12 protein-coding genes and 1 pseudogene are annotated in these 10,292 nt (G+C 65.5%); all 13 read left to right on the top strand.

Features of this window, described 5'->3' with window-relative positions; translation table 11 throughout:
- Nucleotides 1-119: 119 nt before the first annotated feature.
- On the top strand, nt 120-404 hold the full coding sequence (locus tag IV112_RS16475) for a DUF3085 domain-containing protein (RefSeq protein ID WP_031629745.1): 285 nt from the start codon (nt 120-122) through the stop codon (nt 402-404).
- Between the two features lie 141 nt (nt 405-545).
- A pseudogene (locus IV112_RS21520) lies at nt 546-996 on the top strand (XF1762 family protein).
- A 310-nt stretch (nt 997-1,306) separates the two neighbouring features.
- The gene (locus tag IV112_RS16465) at nt 1,307-2,212 is read left to right on the top strand and encodes a DUF3577 domain-containing protein (protein WP_304005201.1); all 906 of its coding nucleotides are present in this window, start codon (nt 1,307-1,309) and stop codon (nt 2,210-2,212) included.
- 145 nt (nt 2,213-2,357) lie between these two features.
- Nucleotides 2,358-3,185: a DUF932 domain-containing protein gene (locus IV112_RS16460; RefSeq protein ID WP_003116824.1), complete on the top strand. Its 828-nt coding sequence runs from the start codon at nt 2,358-2,360 to the stop codon at nt 3,183-3,185.
- A gap of 94 nt (nt 3,186-3,279) precedes the next feature.
- On the top strand, nt 3,280-3,969 hold the full coding sequence (locus tag IV112_RS16455) for a DUF3275 family protein (RefSeq protein ID WP_304005198.1): 690 nt from the start codon (nt 3,280-3,282) through the stop codon (nt 3,967-3,969).
- Between the two features lie 94 nt (nt 3,970-4,063).
- Nucleotides 4,064-4,405, top strand: coding sequence for a hypothetical protein (locus tag IV112_RS16450; RefSeq protein ID WP_003116822.1), 342 nt, complete (start codon nt 4,064-4,066; stop codon nt 4,403-4,405).
- A 104-nt stretch (nt 4,406-4,509) separates the two neighbouring features.
- The gene (locus tag IV112_RS16445; RefSeq protein WP_003116821.1) at nt 4,510-4,917 is read left to right on the top strand and encodes a hypothetical protein; all 408 of its coding nucleotides are present in this window, start codon (nt 4,510-4,512) and stop codon (nt 4,915-4,917) included.
- A 16-nt stretch (nt 4,918-4,933) separates the two neighbouring features.
- Nucleotides 4,934-5,194: a hypothetical protein gene (locus IV112_RS16440; RefSeq protein ID WP_003090124.1), complete on the top strand. Its 261-nt coding sequence runs from the start codon at nt 4,934-4,936 to the stop codon at nt 5,192-5,194.
- A 76-nt stretch (nt 5,195-5,270) separates the two neighbouring features.
- Nucleotides 5,271-5,918 (top strand): hypothetical protein, encoded by a 648-nt coding sequence (locus tag IV112_RS16435; RefSeq protein WP_003116820.1) that lies wholly within the window; start codon nt 5,271-5,273, stop codon nt 5,916-5,918.
- 40 nt (nt 5,919-5,958) lie between these two features.
- Complete coding sequence (locus IV112_RS16430) at nt 5,959-7,092, top strand: DUF6094 domain-containing protein (RefSeq protein WP_223224654.1); 1,134 nt, start codon at nt 5,959-5,961, stop codon at nt 7,090-7,092.
- 50 nt (nt 7,093-7,142) lie between these two features.
- Nucleotides 7,143-7,463 carry a hypothetical protein gene (locus IV112_RS16425; protein ID WP_003116818.1) on the top strand — a complete coding sequence of 107 codons (321 nt, stop codon included), beginning with the start codon at nt 7,143-7,145 and terminating at the stop codon, nt 7,461-7,463.
- Between the two features lie 89 nt (nt 7,464-7,552).
- Nucleotides 7,553-7,858 carry a hypothetical protein gene (locus tag IV112_RS16420; RefSeq protein WP_003116817.1) on the top strand — a complete coding sequence of 102 codons (306 nt, stop codon included), beginning with the start codon at nt 7,553-7,555 and terminating at the stop codon, nt 7,856-7,858.
- Between the two features lie 136 nt (nt 7,859-7,994).
- On the top strand, nt 7,995-10,274 hold the full coding sequence (locus IV112_RS16415) for a helicase-related protein (RefSeq protein WP_004350563.1): 2,280 nt from the start codon (nt 7,995-7,997) through the stop codon (nt 10,272-10,274).
- The last annotated feature ends 18 nt before the right edge of the window (nt 10,275-10,292 follow it).

Raw genomic sequence — 10,292 nt, 5'->3', positions numbered from 1 at the left:
ATTACCTCTGGCGCAGCAGCGCCAAGATCGGCGCGGGCAAGTTCAGGCCGCTACGACCGCTGCAACCGGCTTAGCGTACGATTTTTTCCGTTTTCTGAGACGTCCCCAATCAGTGCCGCATTGTCCTGGTCAAGGATCAGGGCGTGTACTTCCTCGCCGAGCGTGGGGAGCGTCGCCCGGATGGGCGCCAGGCACTGCTCGCCTACGCCGTCGGATGCAACCCGGACACCGACCCGTTCGATGACTGGTGGCACCTCGCCGGCCGCGAGCTGGGCGGCGATGACTTCGCGGAGTATTTCGACCCGAAGGACGGCCTGTTCACGCGCCTCCAGCACTCGGCGGACGATCTCGTGCTTTCCGCCACCGCCACGCACCTGTCCTTAGCAGTGGTGCCTCCCGCCTGACGCGGCAACCGCCTCGCAGCCCCCGCATCGGGGGCCTTCTTTTGTTCGCACCGCCGCCATCGCCGCGCGTGCGCGTTTGTCTCCAGCCGCCGAGGCACGCCCCGCCGGCCACAACGCCGGCATGCCACCGGAGACAACCGCATGAACACGCCATCGACCTCGCCGAGGCTGCACCTCCTACCGGTGTCGCTGCGCACGGCCAATGCATTCGTTCTGTCGCACCATCGCCACCACCGCCCGGTCCAGGGCGCGAAGTTCGCCCTGGCCGTCACGCTGAGCGACAGCGACCTGATCCACGGCGTGGCCATTGTCGGCCGCCCGGTCGCGCGGCACCTGGACGCTGGAAGTCACGCGGCTGTGCACCGACGGCACACCCAGCGCCTGCAGCAAGCTCTACGGCGCGGCCTGGCAGGCGGCAAGGGCGCTGGGCTACATACGCCTGCTCACCTACACCATGCCCGACGAAGGTGGCGCCAGCCTGCGCGCCGCCGGCTGGCGGCTGATCGGCGCGCGCGGTGGCGGCGCCTGGAGCCGTCCCGGCCGTCCGCGCGCCGATACCCCCGAGCACCTGCGCGGCGCCAAGTGCCTGTGACAGGCGCCGGGTGGCGCGGACAAAGGGAAGCGCCCGGGTGCCGATTGATTGCTGCCGCGCGCGCGAGGCCCCGCCATGCTGGCCCCATGCCTGCTGACGTCGTCAGCGACATGCCAGGCAACCATCGGTCTTCGAGGTTGCGGCGCAGTTCCCACTGCGTGACCGAGCCAGCTCGCACCGCATCCTTCCGCGAGCGGCCACCAGCCTCTGGTGGCGGATGCTTTCGCCTTATCAACCCACCGCGGGGTCACGCACCTTCCCCGCATGCGTGGGCCGGTGTGTCTCCGCTTCATCCCAATGGAGATTCACCATGAACACCACGTCCAACGAGAAATCGTATTTCGACCTCCACACCTCGGGCATCGGCTACATCCAGCGTGTCCGTGAAGTGCCCGTCCGGGGCGGCCGCCGTGCGCAGCCTTTCCTGGCATGCACCATCGCCGCGCTGGTCGGCCCCGCCCGGGACCCCAGCTACCGCTACTTCGACGTCAAGGTCTCGGGTGCCGAGGCCAAGAAGCTCGTTCAGCGCTACATCGGCGTTGACGATCCCAAGCAGCGCCCGCTGGTGCGCTTTCGCCTCGGTGACCTGTGGGGCGATGCGTACATCCGCGACAAGGGTGAGCACAAGGGCCAGGCCGCCGCGTCTCTGAAGGCGCGACTGCTCAAGGCCGAACTGATCGACCGGGCCGAACTGGCTTCGATCGAGCAGCACGAGTTGATCACCCGCGGCATCGGCTATCTCAATCGTGTGAAGGACGTCACCCCAAAAGCTGGCGACTCGTTCCTCTCTTGCACCGTCGCGGCACTGGCCGGGCCTGTCGATGAACCGGAGTATCGGTACTTCGACACCATCGTCGCCACCCCGGAAGCCGAGCACCTGGTTCGCCGGTGCGTTCAGGCCGTCGAGGGTGACCGCAAGGTGCTGATCGCCTTCCGTCTGAACGACATGAAGATCGATCCGTACATCCGCACCAAGGGTGAGCACGCCGGGGAACCGGCCGCCAGCCTGGAATCGACGCTGGTCCACATCGGTCTCATCAAGATCGACGGCACCCAGGTCTATCCGACGAGCCAGGCGCAAGCCGAGGCGCCGCCGGCCGAAGACGCATCCGCGTCCGAAGCCGACGATGCCATCGACACGGCCACCGAGCCCGCCGAGCGCGAGCCCGAGGCGCAAGTCCAGGAGCAGGAGCCGGCATTGGCTGCTTCGTTCTGATCCGGCACGGCCTCTCACGGGGCCTTGTCGCTTTTCCTCCCCACGTACGCCGCGTCCCCAGGACGCGTGCTTGCGCATTTCATCCCCCGAGTTCCGCGTGGTCTCACGGCCACGCGGTTGTCGAATTTCTCAAAGGAGATCAGCCATGTCTCTGGTATCCCGCTTTGCTCCGCAATCCCCGATCCTGCGCTCTGATCGCCCACTCTCGGACGACCGCATTCGTGCCGTCGTTCCGTCGATCTTCGCCGACGCTCCACATGGGAGCCGGTCCGATCGGTATGCCTACATACCGACCTCGACCGTGCTGACCAAGCTGCGCCAGGAGGGCTTCGAGCCCTTCATGGTGTGTCAGACGCGCGTGCGCAACGAAGACCGGCGCGAGTACACGAAGCACCTCATCCGACTTCGCCATGCAAGCCAGATCAACGGCGACGAGGCGAACGAGATCATCCTGCTCAACAGCCATGACGGCACGAGCAGCTATCAGATGCTCGCCGGCATGTTCCGGTTCGTCTGCCACAACGGCCTGGTTTGCGGTGACACCACCGCAGACATCCGCGTTCCCCACAAGGGCGACGTGGCCAGCCAGGTGATCGAAGGTGCCTACGGAGTCCTCGAAGGTTTCGAGCGCGTGCATAACGCGCGCGATGCGATGCGCACCATCACCCTCGATGAGGGCGAAGCGGAGGTCTTTGCGAACTCTGCGCTCGCACTCAAGTACGACGATCCGGCCAAGTCCACGCCTGTCACCGAGAGCCAACTGCTGGCCCCTCGGCGATGGGACGACCGCAAGAACGACCTGTGGGCCGTCTTCAACCGCGTCCAGGAGAACCTAGTCAAAGGGGGCCTGAACGGACGCACGGCCAACGGCCGCAATCAGCGCACCCGTCCGGTGCAAGGCATCGACCAGAACCTGCGCCTGAACCGGGCGTTGTGGCTGCTGGCCGAAGGCATGCGCCAGCTCAAGGCGTGATGCCACGCGGACCTCGCCCACCTCGGGCGAGGCCATTTCCTCTCATCCACCGGGTGCCGTCGGCGGCCCGTCATTCATCATCAGGAGAACCATCATGGCAACCCCATCGGCTTCCGAGAAATCTGTTGCGCCCATCGTCGTCCCCGGCCAGCTCACGCTGCGTACCATCCGCGGCAAGAACGGCCCGTTCACGGTTGGCCGCCTCGCGACGCACCTCGGTACTTTCGAGGTCAAAGACCCGGAGCTGGAGCAGCACCCCGAAGGCAAGTACGACGGGGAATTCATCATCAGGTACATCTTCCCGAAGTCCTATCCGGTCGGCGGCGGCATGCGGTTCGAGATCCGTGCCAGCCTCGACGGCATGACGCTCAACGGCATCGACAAACTCAGCCGCGACGAAGCCCGCAGCTTCGCCACCCAGGACGTCGATCCGCTCGATGAAGAGCAAGGGGCGCAGCCTGCGGCAACGCCGGCCAAGCCCACCAAAGCGTCCAGGCCCGCCAAGCCCGCACCCGTGCAGGCGTCCGCGGACCCGCTGGTCGATACCACGCCCTTCGGCGTGGATGCGCCACCGCCTGCTACGGCCGCTGCCCCCGGCAGCACCGAAGACGGTGACGCCGCGCTCTTCGGCCTGCTGTGGCCGCTGGGCGAGTCCGTGAAACTGGATTCGACCATCGACCGCCGCACCCTGCGCGCGCAGATCGCCCGCCTGGGCGAGCTGGGCTACGCGCTGGACTTCAAGACGCAGGAGTGGAGCCGCCAGGCCGAACCAAAACCTGCGTGATCGCAGACGCCGCATGCGCGGTGTTCTTCATCCACCCGCCGGGGTTCCTTTCCCATGCGGGGGAGGCCCTGGCCATTTTCTGGAGGTCTCCATCATGTCCACCATCGCTTGCGATACCCCGCGTTCAACGCTGGATGAACCCGCGTGGCGGGACCTTTGCAAAGCGGCCGCCGCACACGCCCAGCGCGGTTGCGGCTTGTCCTACGACCACTACGTGACGCTCTTCAGTTCGGCGATCGACGCACAGGCCAATCGTTTGCCGGATGAGCAACGTGCTCAGGCTCTCGAAATCGCGGCCCAGGAATGGGACTACGCAACACCTGCCGAACGGCAGGAAACCCAGGACTGGAATGCGGAGCATGGCTATTGCTCGCACGGGATCGAGTTCGGCTACTGCCCGGCCGGTTGTGATCGAGACGATGACGACTGGGATTGAGGGCGACGCATAGGTTCCTTCGCCGCAGATGCGGCATTCCATCACCCGCTGGGGGTTCTTCCCCACGGGGAGGCCTTCAGCTCAACTTTTCGAGGAGGCCTCTCATGGGCTGGTATTTCTCAAACCAATCGCGGTCCGAACTGATCGCGGAACTGATCGCACCGCAAGAGACCGAGCGCGCCAGCGTCAAGGTCATCGCTCACACCCTGCGCGGCAACGTGCTGTGGTCCGTCGCCGAAGTGACCGCCAAGGTCGAAGGCGTGCATCGTGATCTCGCACCGGGCCAGTCCCTGCGCTACATCCGCTGCGATCTGCTTGAACGAAGCGGCGGCCAGTGGGGCTACAAGTCCTTGGACGAGTCCATGCACCCGTACTACTACACGTGCCCGCTGTCCTATCTGGACCTCGCACCGGAGCAGTCCGCCGACTGGCGTGCAGGCGTTCGCGCCTACCACGCCCGGCGGCGCACACCCACGGCATCCGCGGCATCCGCCGCGGCGTCGATGGCCTGAGCCAGGAGGAACCGACATGGACCCGATCCTGGCAACGCTTCCGCCCTCGTTGCTGGCACTCGTTGAAGGGAGTTTGTCCAACGACGAAGTGTCCTCCGACGAGGAAATGCTGGCGTACTTCATCGACAACGGCCTCACCGAGGACCAGGCACGGCAGGCACTGACCTACCGCGACCAGTACCTCAACAACATCTACCTGGAAGGCTTCACGCCGATCACTTCGGCGGACGAGCCGCTTCACTTCAACCCGCACACCCGGCAGTTCGAGCCGGACTGAGCGGTTTTCTTCCACCCCCTGGGGCAGTACTTGCCCCAGCGGGCGGTGCTGTTCCCGTTCATCCGAGGACACCACCATGCCCGCAAACACTTCTTCCACGCTGTACCGCATCGACGAATGCCCGGACGTGATGGCCGACGCCTGCGTCGGCGATGACCAGGGCAACCTGATCTTCCTGTCCATCTGGGCGCGGGACACCGCCGTCCAGCAGTTCCTCGCTCGCCTGACCCTCGGGCGCGACGAGCAGGGACTGGACCAGTTCCACGTCATCACCGACCAGGGCGGCAGCGTCCCGGTATTCATCGGCAACGTCGATCGCCTGGAAAAGCGCATCACGCGCGCGTACCGGCGGACGCTGTTCGGCTCGCTGTCCAACGTGTGGCTGTTCGACCGGCGCTGCGTCAAGCCCGACAAGGCCAACGCCAGCGCATTGGCACTGCTGCCACGCGACAGCGCCCACAGGCTTGACCGCCTGTGGATGCTGGTGCGGGACACCTGCCCGTTGCCGCTGCTCGATCACTGGCGCGAGACCGTGCTGGAACTGCTGCAAACCCGCGAGATGCTGGCCCGCCTTCCGTTCGCCCTCGGGCCGCTGGAAGGCCATCGGCTCGCCATCGACGTGCCGGCGCTGACCCTGGCGCTCGGCTCCCTGATCCGCAGCGACGCGCTCACCGCCTATCCGTATCCGGCCAAGATTTGGACGCCGGAAGCGGTAGCGGCTTGACCCACCCTCGGAGGCACGCCTTGGCGTACTTCCGTGTTTCATCCCCGCCAACCAGGAGACTTCCATGGCCCTCATGTTCCCGCGGCTCGCCCGCAATTTCGTCAAGAACGGATATTTCCCGACCGACGAACCCACGCTCGAAAGAGCGCTCAACGCACTGATGCCCAGCGACGGGCCGATGTGCATCCTCGATCCCTGCGCCGGCGAAGGCGTGGCGATCGCCGAAGCCGCCCATGCCCTCGGGCGCGAGCAGGCAAAGGCGTTCGCCGTCGAGTTCGACGCGGAGCGGGCGCGCCATGCCCGCGGCCTGGTCGATCACTGCCTGCACGCGGACCTGATGGACACGATGGTCTCCAAGCAGTCCTTCGGGCTGCTCTGGCTCAACCCGCCGTATGGGGACCTGTCCAAGGACGTCAACGGCAACATCGGCTATCAGGGCCAGGGCCGTGCCCGCCTTGAAAAGCTGTTCTACCAGCGCACGCTCTCGCTGCTGCAATACGGCGGCGTGCTGGTTTTCATCGTCCCCGGCTACGTGCTCGACGCGGAGTTGGTCGGCTGGCTGACGCGCCACTACACGGACCTGCGCATCTACCGAGCGGTGGAGACGCAGTTCAAGCAGGTGGTGATCTTCGGACGCCGGGTGCGCCAGCGCGAGCAGGTGCCCGATGGCGTCAAGGCCGTGCGCAATCTGCTGTTGCAGGTAGGGCAAGGCGAAGTCGAAGCCGAGGAACTGCCGAGCGAGTGGCCGTTCCTGCCGTACATCGTCCCCGCCAGCCCGGCCGAGCCAGAGCATTTCTTCCGCGTGACGATGGAGCCCGAGCAGTTCGCCGATGAGGTTGGCAGGCTGCAAGGCTTGTGGCCATCGCAGGACACGCACCTGGGGGCTGCGCAGCAATCGCTGCGTCCACCGGCGCGGGCCTTGTCCCGCTGGCATCTCGCCCTGGCTCTGGCCGCGGGTGCGATCTCGGGGGTTGTGCGCTCCAAGACCGGGCGCGTGCTCGTCGTCAAAGGTGACACCCACAAGGACAAGACGCTCCAGCGGGAGTTCACCGAACGCGAAGACGGCTCCATCGCCGAGACCCGCATCCTCACCGACAAGTTCGTTCCCGTCATCCGCGCGTGGGACATGACACCTGGCTCCGCGACACGGGGCGAGGTGTTGACCATTCGCTGATCCACCGGACGCGCTGCCGTCCTGCTGTACCAACTCGAAGGAGAAACACCATGATCCCCAATCCGTTCAAGCGGCCTGCGCCGCACAAGCAACCGTTGTTCGCACCGAGTACGTTGAAGTTGAGCGAGAAGGTGCATTGGCTGGCCCGGCGAGGCCTGATCGACCCCTTGGCCTATGTCCAGCGCCATGTGCGCGGGGACTGGGGCGAGATCGATGAGGCCACACGCCAAGCCAACGACGTGGCGATCCAACAGGACAACCTAATGATCTCGCAGTTCAGGATCACGCCGGACCTGGCGCTGATCGTCAAGACCAGCGAGGACCACCAGACCACGGTGGTCCAGCTTCCCGAAGAGCGGGACCTGATCTGAGGCCCCACATCGTCATCCTCATCCACCTGACGGAGCCACTTCACTCCGGCAGGGGTGTCGTGGCTCAATGACTCATCAAGGAGGAGCCCATGGCATCGCATCGCATCGAAACCTACTGCCAGCGGCTGGCGTTCCCCATCGGGGCGCTCATCTTCAGCAGAGGTGTAGACCGCCTGGTCCGCGCGGGTCGCCTGGACCCGATCCCGTACTTCAGGCGCCACACCCGTGGCGACTGGGGCGACGTCAACATCCAGCAATGGCAGACGAACAGCAGCGCGCTTCAATCGGGCGCGTCGCTGGAATCGCACTACGTGATCCATCCGGGGCTCGCCATTCGCATCGTCACCGATTCGCAGCGCTGCGCAACCGTCATCGTGCTTCCGTCCGAAGACTGAGCACGGTTCACCTGCGGGCCGCCCAGGCCAGCACCTTCAACCACCCTCAGCCACGCGTCGATTCTCTTCCCACCACGGGGCATGCCATTGCCCCGCTGGGGGTGGTGCATGCCCCATTTTTCTTTGGAGCATCACCATGTCCCTCGATCTCGAAACCACTGCCGCTGAATCCGCGCCCGTACAGGGCGAACTGCTCGACGCGGAATCTTCCCCTCTGACCCTGAGCCTTCAGGATTTTGTCGGCGAGTTCGGCGACGAACTACTCGACGCCCTCAACAGCGCTAATCCGCCGGTCTATACCGGCCAACCGCAGGCGCACCGGCAACTGGTGGTCGCCAGCCTCAAGCGCAAGCTGTTCCCAGCCCAGGCCGAAGTCGTCCACGCCGCCGCCGAGCTGCTGATCGACCGTGGCGAACGTGCTGCGATCGTCAATGGCGAGATGGGCTGCGGCAAGACGACCGTCGGCATTGCCACGGCCGCCGTGCTCAACGCCGAAGGCTATCGCCGCACTCTGGTGCTGTCGCCGCCCCACCTGGTTTACAAGTGGCGGCGCGAGATCCAGGAGACGGTGGCCGGTGCCAAGGTGTGGGTACTCAACGGGCCGGATACGCTCGTCAAGCTCATCAAGCTGCGCGAGCAGTTGGGCGTGCAGCCCACGGGCCAGGAGTTCTTCGTCCTGGGGCGCGTCAGGATGCGGATGGGCTTTCACTGGAAGCCTGTCTTCACCACGCGGCGCACCCGCCACGGCGACGTGGCGGCCTGCCCGGACTGCGGCACGGTCATCACCGACCTCGACGGCGAGCCGGTCAACCCGATCGCGCTCCAAGCCGAGGAGTGCCGCAGGAAGTGCGGCCACTGCGCCGCGCCCCTGTGGACACTGATCCGCCCGCGCAGTCTGTCCGGCAGCGACCAGTCCTCGGCCGTGCTCAAAGCCTTAAAGCGCATACCGACCATCGGAGAGGTCACCGCGCAGAAGCTGATGCAAAAGTTCGGTGACGGGTTCCTGGCGTCGATGCTCGGCGACAACATCCATGAGTTCATCAACCTCATGGATGGCAACGGCGAGCTGGTGTTTTCCGACCGTCAGGCCACGCGCATGGAACGTGCGATGGCCAACATGGAGTTCGGCTTTGGCGAGGGCGGCTATCAGCCGTCCGAGTTCATCAAACGCTACCTGCCGCAAGGCACGTTCGACCTGCTCATCGCCGATGAGGCACATGAGTACAAGAACGGGGGCAGTGCCCAGGGCCAGGCCATGGGCGTGCTGGCGGCGAAGGCTCGCAAGACCTTGCTGCTGACCGGCACGTTGATGGGCGGCTACGGGGACGACCTGTTCCACCTGCTGTTCCGAGCCCTTCCGGGGCGGATGATCGAAGACGGCTACCGCCCGACCACGAGCGGCAGCATGACCTCGGCTGCGATGGCGTTCATGCGCGATCACGGGGTGTTGAAGGACATCTACTCCGAGAGCACCGGCACGGCGCACAAGACGGCCAAGGGCACCAAGGTATCGGTGCGCACGGTCAAGGCCCCGGGGTTTGGCCCCAAGGGCGTGCTGCGCTGCATCCTGCCGTTCACGATCTTTCTCAAGCTCAAGGACATCGGTGGCAACGTCCTGCCGCCGTATGACGAGGAGTTCCGTGAAGTCGCGATGGACACGGCGCAAGCCGCGGCCTACCGCGATCTGGCGGGTCGGCTGACCGCGGAGCTGAAACAGGCTCTGGCGCGACGCGATACGACCTTGCTGGGTGTGGTCCTCAACGTGCTGCTGGCCTGGCCGGATTGCTGCTTCCGGTCGGAGACCGTGGTGCATCCGCGCACGCGCAACACCTTGGCGTTTGTCCCGGCTCAGTTCAACGAGTTCGAGATCAGCCCCAAGGAGCGTGAGCTGATCGACATCTGCAAAGAGGAGAAGGCGCAGGGCCGCAAGGTCCTGGCCTACACGGTCTATACCGGCACGCGCGACACCACGTCGCGCCTGAAGGTGTTGCTGGAGCAGGAAGGCTTCAAGGTGGCGGTGCTGCGCGCGAGCGTGGATGCCAGCCGCCGCGAAGACTGGATCGCCGAGCAACTGGACCGTGGCATCGACGTGCTCATCACCAACCCCGAGTTGGTCAAGACGGGGCTGGACCTGTTGGAGTTCCCGACGATCGTGTTCATGCAGTCGGGCTACAACGTGTACTCGCTCCAGCAGGCGGCACGCCGCTCCTGGCGCATCGGGCAGAAGCAGCCCGTGCGTGTGATCTACCTCGGCTACGCCGGTTCCTCGCAGATGACCTGCCTGGAGCTGATGGCCAAGAAGATCATGGTCTCGCAGTCCACCTCGGGCGACGTGCCCGAATCCGGGCTCGATGTCCTGAACCAGGACGGTGATTCCGTCGAGGTCGCACTGGCCCGGCAGCTTGTCGCCGCATGACACGTTCCACTTACGGCC

Source organism: Methyloversatilis discipulorum (assembly GCF_018780585.1).
GTDB classification, from domain to species: domain Bacteria; phylum Pseudomonadota; class Gammaproteobacteria; order Burkholderiales; family Rhodocyclaceae; genus Methyloversatilis; species Methyloversatilis discipulorum_B.
The sequence above is the reverse complement of the archived record's forward strand: the minus strand, read 5'-3'. Positions and strand labels throughout refer to the sequence as shown.

Excerpts from the sequence above, each read along its gene's own strand:
- IV112_RS16465 (WP_304005201.1), top strand. The coding sequence starts at position 1,307 with ATGAACACCACGTCCAACGAGAAATCGTATTTCGACCTCCACACCTCG.
- IV112_RS16460 (WP_003116824.1), top strand. The coding sequence starts at position 2,358 with ATGTCTCTGGTATCCCGCTTTGCTCCGCAATCCCCGATCCTGCGCTCT.
- IV112_RS16455 (WP_304005198.1), top strand. The coding sequence starts at position 3,280 with ATGGCAACCCCATCGGCTTCCGAGAAATCTGTTGCGCCCATCGTCGTC.
- IV112_RS16450 (WP_003116822.1), top strand. The coding sequence starts at position 4,064 with ATGTCCACCATCGCTTGCGATACCCCGCGTTCAACGCTGGATGAACCC.
- IV112_RS16445 (WP_003116821.1), top strand. The coding sequence starts at position 4,510 with ATGGGCTGGTATTTCTCAAACCAATCGCGGTCCGAACTGATCGCGGAA.
- IV112_RS16440 (WP_003090124.1), top strand. The coding sequence starts at position 4,934 with ATGGACCCGATCCTGGCAACGCTTCCGCCCTCGTTGCTGGCACTCGTT.
- IV112_RS16435 (WP_003116820.1), top strand. The coding sequence starts at position 5,271 with ATGCCCGCAAACACTTCTTCCACGCTGTACCGCATCGACGAATGCCCG.
- IV112_RS16425 (WP_003116818.1), top strand. The coding sequence starts at position 7,143 with ATGATCCCCAATCCGTTCAAGCGGCCTGCGCCGCACAAGCAACCGTTG.
- IV112_RS16420 (WP_003116817.1), top strand. The coding sequence starts at position 7,553 with ATGGCATCGCATCGCATCGAAACCTACTGCCAGCGGCTGGCGTTCCCC.
- IV112_RS16415 (WP_004350563.1), top strand. The coding sequence starts at position 7,995 with ATGTCCCTCGATCTCGAAACCACTGCCGCTGAATCCGCGCCCGTACAG.